The sequence below is a fragment of the Rhizobacter sp. SG703 genome, assembly GCF_012275445.1.
Lineage (GTDB): Bacteria > Pseudomonadota > Gammaproteobacteria > Burkholderiales > Burkholderiaceae_C > Rhizobacter.
The window spans coordinates 194,788-210,319 of sequence record NZ_JAAZQK010000010.1; the positions used below are offsets into that span (position 1 = coordinate 194,788).

The following is a 15,532-nucleotide window of genomic DNA, read 5'->3' on the forward strand; positions in this document are numbered from 1 at the left end:
GCGCATGCCCTTCCACCGCATGGGGCCGCTGCGGCTGTTCAACAATCGGCGCATGAACCACCGACTCTCGGTCCCGAAGGACAAGCTCAAGTTCGTGCTGCTCGAAGGCATTCACGCGTCGGCCGCCGACGTGTTGCGGCGCGACGGCTACTCGCAGGTCGTCACGTCGCCGAAGGCGCTCGCCGGCGACGCACTGCACGCGGCGATCGCCGACGCGCACTTCCTCGGCATCCGCTCGCGCACCCAGCTGACGGCCGAGGTGCTGAAGGCCGCGCCGAAGCTCGCGGCCGTCGGCTGCTTCTGCATCGGCACCAACCAGGTCGACCTGCGCACGGCGATGGACCTGGGCGTGCCGGTCTTCAACGCGCCGTTCTCGAACACCCGCAGCGTGGCCGAGCTGGTGCTGGCCGAGATCATCATGCTGATGCGCGGCATCCCGGCGAAGAACGCGATCCTGCACCGCAACGGCTGGACCAAGAGCGCCGAGAACTCGTTCGAGGTGCGCGGCAAGACGCTCGGCATCGTCGGCTACGGCCACATCGGTACGCAGATCGGCGTGCTGGCCGAGCAGCTGGGCATGGCGGTTGTATTCCACGACGTCGAGGCCAAGCTGCCGCTCGGCAACGCACGTGCGCTGGACAGCCTCGACGAGCTGCTGGCCGCCTCCGACGTGGTCACGCTGCACCTGCCGGAGCTGCCGTCGACCAAGGGCCTGATCGGGCGCGCGCAGATCCGCGCGATGAAGCGCGGCGCGCACCTGATCAATGCGTCGCGCGGCACGGTGGTCGACATCGACGCGCTGGCCGAGGCGCTGAAAGACGGCCACCTGCTCGGCGCCGCGATCGACGTGTTCCCCGAGGAGCCGCAGGGCAACGACGCGCGCTTCGAATCGCCGCTGGTCGGCATGGACAACGTGATCCTGACGCCGCACATCGGCGGCTCGACGCTGGAGGCGCAGGCCAACATCGGCAAGGAGGTCGCGGCCAAGCTGGTGCGGTACAGCAACAACGGATCGACCACGTCGGCGGTCAATTTCCCCGAGGTCGCGCTGCCGGAGCACACCGGCCGCAGCCGGCTGCTGCACATCCACCGCAACGTGCCGGGCGTGATGGCGCGGGTGAACGAGCGGCTGTCGAAGGCCGGCATCAACGTCGCGGCGCAGTACCTGAGTACGCGCGACGAGGTCGGCTACGTCGTGATCGACGTCGACACCGCGGCGCCGGAGGCGGCGCTGGCCGACCTGGCGTCGCTGCCGGACACGATCCGGTCGCGGCTGTTGTATTGAGCCCCGGCGCGGCTCAGGCCGGACTCGCGAGCTTCAGCCCGACGATGCCGGCCACGATCAGCGCCAGGCTCACGAGCCGTGCGGTGGAGGCCGGTTCGCCGAACAGCACGATGCCGAGGATCGCGGTGCCGACCGCGCCGACGCCGACCCACACCGCGTAGGCCGTGCCGACCGGCAGCGACTTCATCGCGTAGCCCAGCAGGCACACGCTGATGACCATCGCCGCGATGGTGCCGACGCTCGGCCACAGACGCGTGAAGCCGTCGGTGTACTTCAGGCCGATCGCCCAGCCGATTTCGAACAGGCCGGCGGCCACCAGGATGATCCAGTTCATGCGAAGTCCTCGTCGGTGGGGAGCCCGGGTTGTACCAGCGTTGGCGTGTCCGTGACGGGCGATGTGCCGGAGGTGGTAAAACCTCGGCTCTTTCAACCCATTGGAGATTGGCATGAGCGCCGACAAGGACCGCGGAATTCGCCGTGTGAAGCAAAAGCGTGCGAAGGACGCGAAGAAACAAGAGCGCCTGGTGCGTGAAGCGGCAGCCCAAGCGGCCACGGCCGCGAAGCCCGCCGGCAAGAAGGCGACCGCCTGATCGCGTCCTGAACGGACCGGGGCGACGACGGCCGCGCAGGCTGACGACCGCTCGCCTGCTCAGGCGCCGTCGTCCACGTCGTCCGGTCCCCCGCCCCGGCCCTCACTCCGCACCACGCGGCGGATCACTTCGGCCGAGAAGCCGCGCTGCGCGAGAAAGCGCTGCTGCTTCGCGCGACCGGCCGGGTCGGTGGCTGCCGCGCCGAACTTGCGCCGCCACACCTCGTGGGCCCGTGCGAGTTCACTGTCCCGGAGTTTTGCCGCGGTGTCGGCATCGAGCGCGACACCGTGCTGCGCCAGTTCCTGGCGGATGCGCAGGTTGCCGTAGCGGCCCTCGCGCACATGGACCCGGCTTTCGACGAAGCGCTGCTCACTGAAGTAGCCCTTGTCCTGCAGCCAGGACAATACCTCGTCGACCTGCTGGTCGGCGTCGGCATCGGCATCGTCTTCGCCAACAGCGTCGGGCGATGCACGCTGAAGCAACGCAGGATCAAGCAGCGCAGGATCAAGCAGCGCAGCGCTCTCCGCGCCCTCGCGCTGCGTCTTCCGCAGGTGCTGCAGCAGCTTGCGCCGCAGTTCCTGGCGGCTGTGCTCGCGCTGCGACAGCAACTGCACGCCGCGCCCGCGCAGCGACAGCCGCTGCCGCATCATCGACCCGCCGACGCCAGCCGCTTACACCAGCCGCTTACTCGCGGTCTTCCTTCGGTTCCTTGGGCTCTTTCGACTCTTTCGCGGCCTTCTTGGCCGGCTTCGCGCCATCGGCGGCCGGCGCCGCGCCGCCACCGGTCGGCAGCAGCGGAATGCCCATCGCCTCGCGCACCTTGTTCTCGATCTCGATCGACAGGTCGGGGTTCTCGCGCAGGAACTCGCGGGCGTTGTCCTTGCCCTGGCCGATCTTCTCGCCGTTGTAGGCGTACCAGGCACCGGACTTCTCGAGCACCTTGGCTTCGACGCCCATGTCGATCACCTCGCCTTCGCGGCTGATGCCCTGGCCGTAGAGGATGTCGAACTCGGCGGTCTTGAACGGCGGCGAGACCTTGTTCTTGACGACCTTGACCTTGGTCTCGTTGCCGATGACCTCTTCGCCCTTCTTGATGCTGCCGATGCGGCGGATGTCCAGGCGCACCGACGCGTAGAACTTCAGCGCATTGCCGCCGGTGGTGGTTTCGGGGCTGCCGAACATCACGCCGATCTTCATACGGATCTGGTTGATGAAGATGACCATGGTGTTGGTCTTCTTGATGGTGCCGGTGAGCTTGCGCAGCGCCTGGCTCATCAGGCGGGCCTGCAGGCCGGGCAGCGAATCGCCCATCTCGCCTTCGATTTCGGCCTTCGGCGTCAGCGCCGCGACCGAGTCGACCACCACCAGGTCGACCGAGCCGGAGCGCACCAGCGCGTCGACGATCTCGAGCGCCTGCTCGCCGGTGTCGGGCTGGCTGATCAGCAGCTCTTGCAGGTTGACGCCCAGCTTCTGCGCGTACGAGGTGTCGAGCGCGTGCTCGGCGTCGATGAAGGCGCAGGTGCCGCCGAGCTTCTGCATTTCGGAGATGACCTGCAGCGTCAGCGTGGTCTTGCCGGACGATTCAGGACCGTAGATCTCGACCACCCGGCCGCGCGGCAGGCCACCGACGCCCAGCGCGGCATCGAGGCCCAGCGAGCCGGTGGAGACGACTTCGATGTCTTCGATCACCTCGCCTTCGCCGAGCCGCATGATCGAGCCCTTGCCGAACTGCTTTTCGATCTGCGCCAGCGCAGCTTGCAGGGCCTTGGCCTTTTCGGTGTTGAGGGTGGCGACTTTGACGGGGGCATCCATGGGGCGATCTCCTTGAGTTGCGCGGATTATCGCAAAGGCTGGATGTTTGTACAGTCTTTTCTGCCGGTCACGGACCCCTCCCTACAATCCCGGCAGCGGCCGAGTTCATGCGCCGCACTGGAGGCAGCCATGCGGGTGTTGATCGCCGAAGACGACCAGGTGCTGGCCGACGGGCTGCTGCGTTCGCTGCGCAATGGCGGCTATGCGGTCGACCACGTGGCCAGCGGCACCGAGGCCGACGCCGCGCTGTCGGCCCACGAGTTCGACCTGCTGATCCTCGACCTCGGGCTGCCGAAGCTGCACGGGCTGGAGGTGCTGCGCAAGCTGCGCGCCCGCGGCTCGGCGGTGCCGGTGCTGATCCTGACCGCGGCCGACAGCGTCGAGCAGCGGGTGCAGGGCCTGGACCTCGGTGCCGACGACTACATGGCCAAGCCGTTCTCGCTGCAGGAGCTCGAAGCCCGCGTGCGCGCGCTGACGCGGCGCGGCCTGGGCACCGCGTCGAGCGTGATCCGGCACGGCCCGCTGACCTTCGACGCGACCGGCCGCGTCGCCTACCTGAACGAGCAGATGGTCGAGCTGTCGGCGCGCGAGCTGAGCCTGCTCGAAGTGCTGCTGCAGCGGGCCGGCCGGCTGGTCAGCAAGGACCAGCTGGTCGAGCGCTTGTGCGAATGGGGCGAAGAGGTCAGCAACAACGCGATCGAGGTCTACATCCACCGGCTGCGCAAGAAGATCGAGCAGGGACCGGTGCGGATCGCGACGGTGCGCGGGCTCGGCTACTGCCTGGAAAAGATCGCGGCTTGAACTTGCGAGCACCCTTCCGCCGCGGTTCGGCGGGCCGAGCGCCGGGCCGCCCCAAGCCGGCCCGCGTCCCCGCGGGGGACCGCCTGGCGTACTCGCCGGGCGAGGGGTCGTCATGAAGGAACAACGCTCGCTGTTCGGCGAGATCCTCGACTGGATGCTCGCGCCGCTGCTGCTGCTCTGGCCGATGAGCGTCGTGCTGACCTGGCTGGTCGCGCAGGGCATCGCCAACAAGCCCTTCGACCGCCAGCTCGGCGAGATGGCGCGCGTGCTGTCGCAGCAGGTGACGGTGCAGGACGCCGGCGGCGGCACGCTGCCGTCGGCCAGCTTCGCGCTGCCGGCGAGCGCCGCCGAGCTGCTGCACACCGACGAGACCGACACGCTGTACTACCAGGTGCTCGGCCTGGACGGCCAGTACCTGAGCGGCGACCGCGCGCTGCCGATGCCCAACGACGAAGAGCGCGCCGCGCCCGGCGTGGTGCGCTACCGCGACGACGAGATCAACCGCGAGCCGGTGCGCATCGCGTACGTGCGGATCGGGCTGCCGGCGAGCGCCGCCGGTGCCGCGCCGGCCGGCGTCGAGCCGCCGATCGTGCAGGTGGCCGAGACGCTGGGCAAGCGCTCGCGGCTGGCCACCGAGATCATCAAGGGCGTGATGCTGCCGCAGTTCGTGATCCTGCCGCTGGCGGTGCTGCTGGTGTGGCTGGCGCTCGCGCGCGGCATCGCGCCGCTGAACGAGCTGCAGCAGCGCATCCGCCGCCGCGAGAGCCACGACCTGAGCCCGATCGACGAGCGCGACGCGCCGGAAGAGGTGTCGCCGCTGGTGCGCGCGATCAACGACCTGCTGGCCCGGCTGGACCGCAGCATCGGCGCGCAGAAGCACTTCCTCGCCGACGCCGCGCACCAGCTGAAGACGCCGCTCGCCGGGTTGCGCACGCAGGCCGAGCTGGCGCAGCGCGAGATCGACGCCGGCCAGCGCGATCCGCAGGCGCTGAAGAAGTCGCTGCAGCAGATCGCGCGCTCGAGCCAGCGCGCCGCGCGCATGGTCAACCAGCTGCTCGCGATGGCGCGCGCCGAGGACGCCTCGCAGGCGCTGCAGCGCCAGCCGGTCAACCTGGCGCGGCTGGCGGCCGAGGCGGTGCACGACTTCGTGCCGCGCGCGCTGGAGAAGCGCATCGACCTCGGCTACGAAGGCCCCGATACGGCGTATGCCGCGCGGCGCGGCGCGGCCGGGCTGTCGGTCTCCGGCCAGCCGGTGCTGCTGCGCGAGCTGATCCGCAACCTGGTCGACAACGCGCTGCAGTACACGCCCGAAGGCGGCACGGTCACGGTGCGGGCGGTCGACGACCCGTTCGGCCAGGTGGTGGTGGTGCAGGTCGAGGACTCCGGCCCCGGCATCCCGGCCGGCGAGCGCGACAAGGTGTTCCAGCCGTTCTACCGCTCGCTGGGCACCAACGTCGACGGCTCCGGGCTCGGGCTCGCGATCGTGCGCGAGATCGCGCAGCAGCACGGCGCCGAGATCACGCTGGAAGACGCCAACCTGCGGCATCGCCCGGGGCTGAACGACCAGGGCGGCGCGGCATTCGGGCCCGGGGCGCGCTTCACGGTGCGCTTTCCTGTCGAACCCACGGCCAGGCCCGCGGCCGGACCCACGACAGAGACGGGCCCGCTGACCGACGGAAACACCAGCGGAAACACGGACGAAGCCCATCCGACTTAGACTGCCCCGGGTTGACCCGAAGGCATTCCGAATGGCAGTCCACGAAGCATCCGCCCCCACCCTGGGCCTCGACCTCGCGCTGCAGGGCGGCGGCTCGCACGGCGCCTTCACCTGGGGCGTGCTCGACCGGCTGCTCGAAGACGATGGCCTGCACTTCAGCGGCGTCTCCGGCACCAGCGCCGGCGCGCTGAATGCCGCGGTGATGGCCAGCGGCTACAGGAAGGGCGGGCGCGACGGCGCGCGCGAGGCGCTGACCGAGTTCTGGCGCGACGTCAGCCGCTCCGGCTCGATCTTCTCGCCGTTCTCGGCAAGCCAGACCCATTCGCTGGGCGACAACTTCAAGCTCGACAAGCTGCCCGGCTACCAGTGGATGAGCTCGTTCTTCCGCTCGTTCAGCCCCTACGAATTCAACCCGCTGAACCTGAACCCGCTGCGCGACGTGCTGCGCCGCCATGTCGACGAAGACGCGGTGCATGAGAGCGGGCTGCGGCTGTTCATCACCGCGACCAGCGTGACGACCGGCCAGGCCCGCGTGTTCACCGGCCGCGACATCACGGTCGACGTGCTGCTCGCGTCGGCCTGCCTGCCGTTCCTGTTCCAGGCGGTGCACATCGACGGCGAGCCGTACTGGGACGGCGGGTACACCGGCAACCCGGCGATCTACCCGCTGATCTACCAGACCGCGGCACTCGACATCCTGCTGGTGCGCATCAACCCGCTGGTGCGCGAGGGCACGCCGACGCGCAGCGAGGAGATCATGGACCGGCTCAGCGAGATCACCTTCAACGCGAGCCTGATGTCGGAGATGCGCGCGATCTCGTTCGTCTCGCGGCTGGTGCGCGAAGGCAAGCTGGACCCGGGGCGCTACAAGGACCTGCGGCTGCACATGGTGGCCGACGACGACGGCCTCGGGCCCTATGGCGCGAACAGCAAGTTCAACACCGACCGCGCCTTCCTCGACGACCTGTTCGCGCTCGGCCGCGCCGCGGCGACGAACTGGCTGAAGAAGCACCGTGCCGACATCGGCGTGAAGTCGACGCTCGACGTCGACCGCGAGTTCCTGCGCGGCCCGAAGAAGCACAAGCCGTAGCGCGGATGCCCCCGCCGGGAATCGTCCTTCGCATCGACGGCCCCCCGGATCGGCATCCCGCCAACGCAAGCCGCGACAGACTGGGGCAACCGTTTGCGGCGATGATCGCGCTTTCGCGCCGCCCGCACCATGCCCGCCACCCCGCCCATCGCCCCGCTGCACCGCCCGAGCCTGATCGCGCTGACCTGGCCGCTGCTGGCCGAGCTGGTGCTCGGGCTGCTGGTCGGCCTGACCGGCCTGTGGCTCGCGTCGAAGCAATCGGACACCGCGTCCGGCGCATTCGCGCTCGCGAACAACGTGCAGGCCTCGTTCTTCCTGCTGTTCCGCATCATCAGCATGGGCGTCAGCGTGGTGATCACGCAGAACCTGGGGGCCGGAAACCGGCTCGGGGCCGACCAGACCGCGCGCGCCGCGCTCGGCGCGAGCACCTGGCTCGGACTCGGCGCCGGGCTGGTAGTGGCCGCCTGCGCGAACCCGCTGCTCGCGCTGCTGAACGCGCCGGCCGACGTGCTGCCGATCGCCGGGCCCTACCTGCGGGTGCTGGCCGTCGCGCTGGCGCTCGATGCGTTCAACGCCAGCATGTCGTCGGTGATGCGAGCCCACCTGCATGCGCGCGACACGCTGATGAACATGCTGGCGATGCACAGCCTGCACCTGCTGATCTGCACGCCGCTGATGACCGGTTTCGGTCCGGTGCCGGGGCTCGGGCTGCCGGGCTTCGCGCTCGCGATGGCGCTGAGCCGCGCGTTCGGCGTCGGCTTCCACCTGTGGCTGTGGCAGCGCCGGCTCGACCTGGTGCCGAGCGCGCGCGACTGGTGGGTGATGCGCTGGCGCCGCCTCGGGCCGGTGCTGCACATCGGGCTGCCGGGCGCGGCCGAGAACGTCGCCTACCGGCTCGCGCTGCTGGTGACGATCGCGCTGGTCGCGCGCATGGGCGCGGCCGAGCTCGCGATCCACAGCTACACGATGCAGATCATGTACTTCATCCTGGTGTCCGGTCTCGCGATCGGCTTCGCCAGCGAGATCCTGGTCGGCCACCTGATCGGTGCCGGGCAGCTGCATGCGGCGCACCGGCTGGTGCGCAAGAGCCTGCGCTGGGGGCTGGTGGTGTCGACCAGCCTCGCGCTGGTCGGCGCACTGACGGCACGCTGGACGATGCAGCTCTTCACGCACGACCCGCACATCATCCAGGCGGCGACGACGCTGCTGTGGATCACGGTGGTGCTGGAACCGGGGCGCACCTTCAACCTGGTGGTGATCAACGCGCTGCGCGCGACCGGCGACGCGAAGTTCCCGGTGATGGCCGGCGCGGCGTCGATGGTGTTCGTGATGGCCGGCGGCGCATGGCTGCTGGGCGTCTACTTCGGGCTCGGGCTGGTCGGCGTGTGGATCGCGTACGCGGCCGACGAATGGCTGCGCGGGCTGACGATGGCCGCGCGCTGGTACCGGCACGGCTGGGTGCCGTCGGCACGCGCGACGCACCGGCGCGTGGTGCGCCAACGGCACGGCCTGACCGCCGCGTAGGCCGGATGCCGATCCGGGTTCGGCGTCGGCCCGTCCCGGATCGGGGCGGCCCGGCGCCCGGCCCGCTTGACGCCCGGCACGGAGCCTACCGCTGGACGGGCATGCAGAGTTCGCAGACCACGGACCCCTTGCTCGGCAGCGCCTGCTCCACCGGATAGACCTCGAAGAACGGCACGTCGCCGACCACCAGCCCCGAGGTCGGCAGCCAGTCGTTCAGCAGCTGCCGCCACGCCTGGTGCATCAGCGGACCCGGACCGTCATAAGCCAGGCAGGCGTGCAGCCCGCCGGCCACCCGCTTGCGCGACACCCGACCGCTGACCGGCTCGTGCCAGTTCGGCGGCAGCACCACGCAGGCATCGAAGCGGCAGCGCGACACCGGCGCGATGTCCGGATCGTCCAGCCCCATGCCCAGCCGCGGCTGCCCGGCCAGCCCGAGCGCCTCGATGTGCGGCGTGAAGGCGGCCCAGGCCGGCGACACCATCGTGTCGTAGCGGCCCTGCACCCGCCAGTACAGCACCTCGCGCTCGGGCAGCTGCTTCAGCACCACCGGGTAATGCGGGCCGATCGGTGCCGGCCGCGTGCGCACCATGCGCTGGCGGCGCTCCCACAACAGCTGCCCGCCGCGCCGCCAGGCGGTCGGCGTCATGCCGAAGTGCTGCTTGAACGCGCGCGAGAACGCCTCGCCCGATTCGAAACCGACCGCGAACGCGATCGCCGTGATGCTGTCGCGCGGCGCATGGCGCAGCCGCCCACCGGCCACCTCGAGCCGGCGCCGGCGCACGAAGTCGAGCAGCGTCTCGCCGGTCCACGCGCGGAACACCCGGTGGAAATGGAAGGGCGAGAACGCCGCCACCTCGGCCAGCGTCTCCAGCCGCAGGTCGTCGGCCAGGTGCGCATCGATGTGGTCGAGCACGCGGTTCATGCGCCGCAGGTGCGCCTCGGGCGCGTCGGACGCATACGCGGAAGGCTGGCGTCGCGAGGTCAACGTGCTTGCCGCAGCAGTTCGTAGACGCTTGCGTCGTCGAGCCCCGCGAAGCCGCGCTCGCAGGCGCGCGCGAACACCGCGGCCGCCGCCTCGCCGAGCGCGGTGGCCGCGCCGGCCTGGCGCGCGACGCCCAGCGCCAGGTGGGTGTCCTTGTTCAGCAGCCGGGTGTGCGCGCGCGGCAGGTAGTCGCCGCGCAGCGCGCGGTGCAGCCGGTCGCTGCCGATCCAGCTCTGGCCACTCGACTGCTCGACGACCTGCAGCGTGCGCGCGACGTCCAGCCCCATGCGTTCGGCCAGCGCCAGCGCCTCGGCCGCACCGGCCAGGTTGATGCCGGCCAGCAGGTTGTTGACGAGCTTGGTGCGCGCACCGTCGCCCGGCCGCTCGCTGATGCGGAACACCCGCGACGACAGCGCGTCGATCAGCGCGCCGTGCCGCTCGATCGCGTCGCCCGGGCCGGCCAGCATCAGGCTCATGCTGCCGTCGCGGGCACGGTCGGGGCCGCCGGACATCGGCGCGTCGATGCAGGCGATGCCGTGCCGGTGCAGGCCGGTGGCGAAGCGCTCGACATCGGCCGGCGCGATGGTCGGACACAGCAGCACGGTGCCGCCGCGCGCCAGCCCGCGCGCCGCGCCGTGCGGGCCGAACAGCACCGCCTCGGTCTGCACCGCATCGACGACCGCGACGATCAGCACGCTGCTCGTCGCGGCCACGCCGGACGGTGTCGCGCAAGCCATCGCGCCGGAGCCGACCGCCAGCGCCTCGCAGCGGTCGTCGATGTCGTGCACCGCGACCTGCCAGCCGAGCGACAACAGCCGCGCCGCGATCGCGCCGCCCATGTTGCCGACGCCGACGATGCCGACGCAGCGAGCGGGGCCCGGGTGGGAAGCGGAAACGGCGTCTGCGGGGTGCTGCAGGCTCATGGGGGTCGTCCGGTGGTGGCGGCGAGGCGCAAGCTTAGCGTGCCGGCAGGGGTATCGCACCCACGCGCGCACCCGCGCGGCCTCAGCGCTGCATCAGCCGCCGGCTCTTCGAGATCGACATCAGGATGCCGAGCCCGAGCCCGAGCGTCAGCATCGCGGTGCCGCCATAGCTGATGAACGGCAGCGGCACGCCCACCACCGGCAGGATGCCGCTGACCATGCCCATGTTGACGAACGCGTAGGTGAACCAGCTCAGCGTCACCGCGCCGGCCAGCAGCCGGGTGAACACCGTCGGCGCATCGGCCGCGATGACCAGCCCGCGGAAGATCAGGAACGTGAAGCCGAGGATCAGCGACACGCAGCCGACCAGCCCGAACTCTTCGGAGAAGGCCGCGAAGATGAAGTCGGTGGTGCGCTCGGGGATGAACTCCAGGTGGGTCTGCGTGCCCTTCATGAAGCCCTTGCCCTCGATGCCGCCGGAGCCGATCGCGATCATCCCCTGGATGATGTGGAAGCCCTTGCCGAGCGGGTCGGTGGTCGGGTCGAGCAGCGTGCAGACGCGGTTCTTCTGGTAGTCGCGCAGCATCGGCCACACCACGTCGGGCTGGCAGATGCGGTCCTCGGACACCACCACCGCGGTGATCGCGGCGCCGCCGACCAGCAGCACCGGCACGATCAGCTTCCACGACAGCCCGGCGAAGAAGATCACGTACAGGCCGGCCGACAGCACCAGGATCGCGGTGCCCAGGTCGGGCTGCTTGACGATCATGCCGACGGGCACCGCCAGCAGCCCGAGCGCGACGACGAAGTCGAGCACGCGCAGCTGGCCCTCGCGGCGCTGGAACCACCACGCGAGCATCAGCGGCATCGCGATCTTCATGATCTCGCTCGGCTGGATCACGATGCCGACGTTCAGCCAGCGCGTCGCCCCCTTCTTCGTGACGCCGATCACCGCGGTGGCGATCAGCAGCGCAACGCCGACGGTGTACAGCGGCACCGCCAGCTGCATCAGCCGCTGCGGCGGCACCTGCGCGACGACGAACAGGATGATCAGCGCGAGGACCATGTTGCGGCCGTGGTCGACGAAGCGCGAGCCGTTGTCGAAGCCGGCCGAGTACATCGTCACCAGCCCGGCCGCGCCGAGCAGCAGCAGGCCGACCAACAGCGGCGCGTCGAAGCCGGTGAAGACCGGCTTCAGCCGCTGCCAGACCGACGGCTTCTCGAAGACGACGCTCATGGCGCGCGGCCGGCCGATCGGACGGCGGAGGCGGGTGCCGACGCGGCCGGCGGCGAGACCAGCAGCGACGGTGCCGATGCAGCCACCGGCACCACCAGCGCCGGCGGCACATCGGTGGGCGCGGCTGCCACGTTGTTGATCGACACGCCCGGCAGCGGCACGCCGGCGGCCGGCCGAGGCTTGCCGATGGGTGCGTAGGTCTGGCCGCCGCGCGTCGCGAGGATGTCTTCCTCGCTCGGGTACTGGCCTTCGAGCACGTAGTCGAACACCCGGCGCGCGATCGGCGCCGCGGCGCCGGCGCCGAAGCCGGCGTTCTCGACCACCAGCGCGATCGCGATGTGCGGCTCTTCGAGCGGCGCGAACGCGGTGAACAGCGCATGGTCGCGGTGCCGCTCGTCGAGCTTGCTGGCGTCGTACTTCTCGTTCTGCTTGATCTGGATCACCTGGGCCGTGCCGGTCTTGCCGCCGGAGCGGTACGGCGCGCCCTGGAACGCGCGCGCCGCCGTGCCCTCCTGCGTGACGCCGTACAGCGCCTGGTGGATCACCGCGACGTGGTCGGGATTCCACGGCAGCGGCTCCAGTGCGTCACCGCTCAGCGTCTGCTGGCTGCGCGTCTCGACGTTCTCGATCGCGCGCACCAGGTGCGGCTTGAAGCGCTTGCCGCCGGCCGCGAGCGTCGCCTCGGCCTGCGCGAGCTGCAGCATCGTGAAGGTGTTGTAGCCCTGGCCGATGCCCAGCGAGATGGTCTCGCCGGGGTACCACTTCTGCAATTCCTTGCGCTTGTAGCTGGTGCGCTTCCATTCGGTGGACGGCAGCGTGCCGCGCAGCTCGCCCTGCATGTCGATGCCGGTGATCTGGCCGAGCCCGAGCGGCGCCATGAAGTCGTGGATCGCATCGACGCCCATGTCGTTGGCGAGGATGTAGTAGTAGGTGTCGCACGACTGCACGATCGAGCGGTACATGTCGACCACGCCGTGGCCGCCTTCCTTGTCGTCGCGGAACTTGTGGTTGCCGAACCAGAAGAAGCCGGGGTCGCTGATCGCCTGCTGCGGCGTGCGCTTGCCCAGCGTCAGCGCGGCCAGCGCCATCAGCGGCTTGTAGGTCGAGCCAGGCGGGTAGGCGCCGCGCAGCGCGCGGTTCAGCAGCGGCTTGTCCTCGGATTCGTTCAGCGCCTTCCAGTTCTCGGCGTCGATGCCGTCGACGAACAGGTTGGGATCGAAGTTGGGCTTGCTGACGAAGGCCAGCACCTCGCCGTTGCGCGGGTCGATCGCCACCAGCGCGCCGCGCCGGTCGCCGAACAGCTGCTCGACCAGCGCCTGCAGCCGGATGTCGATCGACAGCACCAGCGTGTTGCCGGGCGTCGCCGGGTTGCTCTTGAGCTGGCGCACCGCGCGGCCGCCGGCGCTGGTCTCGACCTCCTCGAAGCCGGTCGCGCCATGCAGCTGGGCCTCGTAGGCCTGCTCGATGCCGAGCTTGCCGATGTACTCGGTGCCGCGGTAGTTGGCGTCGTCTTCCGACTCCTCGATCTTTTCCTTCTCGGCCTGGTTGATGCGGCCGATGTAGCCGATCAGGTGGCTGCCGACCTCGCCGAGCGGGTAGTTGCGGAACAGCCGGGCCTTGATGTCGACGCCCGGGAAGCGGAAGCGCTGCGCGGTGAAGCGCGCCACTTCCTCGTCGGTCAGCTTGGTGCGGATCGGCAGCGATTCGAAGCTGCTCTTGGTTTCCTCCATCAGCCGCTTGAAGCGTTTGCGGTCGCGCGGCTGCACCTCGACCACCTCCGACAGCTGGTCGATCAGCGCATCGAGGTCGTCGACCTTGGTCGGCGTGATCTCCAGCGTGTAGGCCGAGTAGTTGTTGGCCAGCACGACGCCGTTGCGGTCGACGATCAGCCCGCGGTTGGGCACGATCGGCACGACCGCGATGCGGTTGTTCTCGGCCTGCGTCGAGAGTTCGTCGTGGCGCATCACCTGCAGCACGACGAGGCGGAACACCAGCAGCCCGAACGCGCACAGCACGAACAGCGCGGCCGCGAGCAGCCGGGTGCGAAACCGCCCCAGTTCCTGCTCGACGTTCTTCAACTCAGTCATGACGGGACCGCACGAGGATCACAAGGGCCGGTTCTGGTCGGGATCCGGCGGCCGGCGCTGCGGCGCGAGCAGCACCCATGAGGCTACCGGCCACAGCAGGCTTTCGAACACCGGCGCGAGCATCAGTTCCCACCCCGGCAGCATGCCGCCCACCAACATTCTCACGATCAGCGAGACCGCGTGCGCCGCGACGAACAGCGGCAGGATCTGCAGCGCCTGCTGCGGCAGCCCGAACCACAGCAGGCGCCGGTGGATCGTGATCGTGAAGAAGCTCAGCAGCGTGTAGGCCAGCGCATGCTGGCCCAGCACCGCGCTGTCGTGCACGTCCATCAGCAGCCCGAACATGAACGCGATGCCGACGCCGATGCGCCGCGGCTGGTGCACGTTCCAGAACACCAGCGCGAGCGCCAGCAGGTCGGGGATGGCCGGCAGCCGGCCGAACGGCACCAGGTTGAACAGGAAGGCCAGCAGCAGCGAACCCCAGATGAACCAGGGGTTCGCCGGCAACAGCAGCTGGTCGGCGCCACGCGGCATCATCTGCGGGGTCCCTTTCGTCCGCTGGCGGCGCCGGGCTTGGCATTCGGATCGATCGCCGGCTCGGGCTTGGGCTGCATCTGCACCCCCAGCGGCTCCAGCACCAGCACATGGCGCACCGCGTCGGGTTGCGCGACCGGCGTCAGCGCGATGCGAGCGAAGCCGGTGTCGACGCGCCGGTCGACGCTGACCACCTTCGCGACCGGGATGCCCGACGGATAGACGCCGTCGACGCCCGAGGTCGCGAGCACGTCGCCGACCTGCACGTCGGCATTGCCGGCCATGAAGCGCAGCTCCAGCCCGGCGCCGGTCGAGTTGCCGAAGGCGGCGCTGCGCACCTGGGTGCGCATGTTCAGCACCGGGATCGCGGCGTCCTTGTCGGTGAGCAGCGTGACCTCGGCGCTGTACGGGAAGGCCCGCGTCACCTGGCCGAGCACGCCGGCCTCGTTGATGACAGGCGACGCGACCGCGATGCCCTGCTGCGTGCCGCGGTCGATGATGACCTTGCGCGAATACGGATCGGGCGCGTCGTACAGCACCTCGGCCGTCTGCGAGCGCACCTTCAGGCCCGGCCGCAGATCGAGCAGCGCGCGCAGCCGCAGGTTCTCCTGCTCGAGCTGCTCGACGCGCGCCGAGCGGGCCGCCTGCTCGGCCAGTTCGCGGCGGGCACGGGCCTCGGCCGACAGCGCATCCTGCAGCCCCATCGCGTAGTCGCCGGCCGCGCTCACCGCGTCGACCGGCGCCCGCAGCGCCCGCTCGACCGGGTTCAGCACCGTCGCCAGCACCGCACGCACCGGCTGCGTCAGCTTGAAGCGGGTGTCGGCCACCATCAGGAACAGCGCGAGCGCCGAGAAGAACATCAGCCGCGTCAGCGCCGAGGGGCCCTGCCGGAAGAAGGGTGGCGGTGTCCGATCAAGGGTGCCGAGGGGCATGTCTGTACGGCGAACTTG

Annotated in this window: 15 protein-coding genes; 6 read left to right on the forward strand and 9 right to left on the reverse strand. The window is 70.1% G+C overall.

The features are described 5' to 3' along the window. The first annotated feature begins 52 nt into the window (after positions 1 to 52). Positions 53 to 1,285 carry a phosphoglycerate dehydrogenase gene (serA, locus tag FHT26_RS21730; protein ID WP_168562183.1) on the forward strand — a complete coding sequence of 411 codons (1,233 nt, stop codon included), beginning with the start codon at positions 53 to 55 and terminating at the stop codon, positions 1,283 to 1,285. A 13-nt stretch (positions 1,286 to 1,298) separates the two neighbouring features. On the opposite strand, the gene sugE is transcribed toward serA, so the two are convergent. Then, positions 1,299 to 1,619, reverse strand: a complete 321-nt coding sequence (sugE, locus tag FHT26_RS21735) for a quaternary ammonium compound efflux SMR transporter SugE (RefSeq protein WP_168562184.1) — start codon at positions 1,617 to 1,619, stop codon at positions 1,299 to 1,301. 112 nt (positions 1,620 to 1,731) lie between these two features. On the opposite strand from sugE, the gene FHT26_RS21740 reads away from it, so the two are divergent. Then, the gene (locus FHT26_RS21740; protein WP_168562185.1) at positions 1,732 to 1,875 is read left to right on the forward strand and encodes a hypothetical protein; all 144 of its coding nucleotides are present in this window, start codon (positions 1,732 to 1,734) and stop codon (positions 1,873 to 1,875) included. 59 nt (positions 1,876 to 1,934) lie between these two features. On the opposite strand, the gene FHT26_RS21745 is transcribed toward FHT26_RS21740, so the two are convergent. Beyond that, entirely contained in the window at positions 1,935 to 2,522 is a 588-nt protein-coding gene (locus FHT26_RS21745) for a RecX family transcriptional regulator (RefSeq protein ID WP_168562186.1), read from the reverse strand. A 37-nt stretch (positions 2,523 to 2,559) separates the two neighbouring features. After that, a complete protein-coding gene (recA, locus tag FHT26_RS21750; protein WP_168562187.1) occupies positions 2,560 to 3,687 on the reverse strand; it encodes a recombinase RecA in 1,128 nt (375 codons plus the stop codon). A gap of 129 nt (positions 3,688 to 3,816) precedes the next feature. Between recA and FHT26_RS21755 the strand changes: the two genes are divergently transcribed. From FHT26_RS21755 to FHT26_RS21770, 4 genes are all read left to right on the forward strand, one after another. Beyond that, a complete protein-coding gene (locus FHT26_RS21755; protein WP_056803153.1) occupies positions 3,817 to 4,488 on the forward strand; it encodes a response regulator in 672 nt (223 codons plus the stop codon). A gap of 112 nt (positions 4,489 to 4,600) precedes the next feature. After that, positions 4,601 to 6,205 (forward strand): sensor histidine kinase, encoded by a 1,605-nt coding sequence (locus tag FHT26_RS21760; protein ID WP_168562188.1) that lies wholly within the window; start codon positions 4,601 to 4,603, stop codon positions 6,203 to 6,205. A gap of 31 nt (positions 6,206 to 6,236) precedes the next feature. Next, on the forward strand, positions 6,237 to 7,295 hold the full coding sequence (locus tag FHT26_RS21765; protein ID WP_168562189.1) for a patatin-like phospholipase family protein: 1,059 nt from the start codon (positions 6,237 to 6,239) through the stop codon (positions 7,293 to 7,295). A 129-nt stretch (positions 7,296 to 7,424) separates the two neighbouring features. Beyond that, positions 7,425 to 8,819: an MATE family efflux transporter gene (locus FHT26_RS21770; protein WP_168562190.1), complete on the forward strand. Its 1,395-nt coding sequence runs from the start codon at positions 7,425 to 7,427 to the stop codon at positions 8,817 to 8,819. Positions 8,820 to 8,904: 85 nt separating this feature from the next. Here the strand turns inward: FHT26_RS21770 and FHT26_RS21775 are convergent, their stop codons facing one another. The 6 genes from FHT26_RS21775 to mreC form a co-directional block, all read right to left on the reverse strand. After that, positions 8,905 to 9,804 carry an AraC family transcriptional regulator gene (locus tag FHT26_RS21775; protein ID WP_168562191.1) on the reverse strand — a complete coding sequence of 300 codons (900 nt, stop codon included), beginning with the start codon at positions 9,802 to 9,804 and terminating at the stop codon, positions 8,905 to 8,907. Next, a complete protein-coding gene (locus FHT26_RS21780) occupies positions 9,801 to 10,724 on the reverse strand; it encodes an NAD(P)-dependent oxidoreductase (RefSeq protein WP_168562192.1) in 924 nt (307 codons plus the stop codon). Before FHT26_RS21780 ends, FHT26_RS21775 begins: the two co-directional genes overlap by 4 nt. A gap of 82 nt (positions 10,725 to 10,806) precedes the next feature. Then, positions 10,807 to 11,961: a rod shape-determining protein RodA gene (rodA, locus tag FHT26_RS21785; protein WP_168562193.1), complete on the reverse strand. Its 1,155-nt coding sequence runs from the start codon at positions 11,959 to 11,961 to the stop codon at positions 10,807 to 10,809. Beyond that, entirely contained in the window at positions 11,958 to 14,048 is a 2,091-nt protein-coding gene (gene mrdA / locus FHT26_RS21790) for a penicillin-binding protein 2 (protein ID WP_168562194.1), read from the reverse strand. The genes rodA and mrdA overlap by 4 nt, the downstream gene beginning before the upstream one ends. An 18-nt stretch (positions 14,049 to 14,066) precedes the next feature. Then, entirely contained in the window at positions 14,067 to 14,585 is a 519-nt protein-coding gene (gene mreD / locus FHT26_RS21795; protein ID WP_056803133.1) for a rod shape-determining protein MreD, read from the reverse strand. Next, positions 14,582 to 15,514, reverse strand: a complete 933-nt coding sequence (gene mreC, locus FHT26_RS21800) for a rod shape-determining protein MreC (RefSeq protein ID WP_168562195.1) — start codon at positions 15,512 to 15,514, stop codon at positions 14,582 to 14,584. Before mreC ends, mreD begins: the two co-directional genes overlap by 4 nt. Between the last annotated feature and the right edge of the window lie 18 nt (positions 15,515 to 15,532).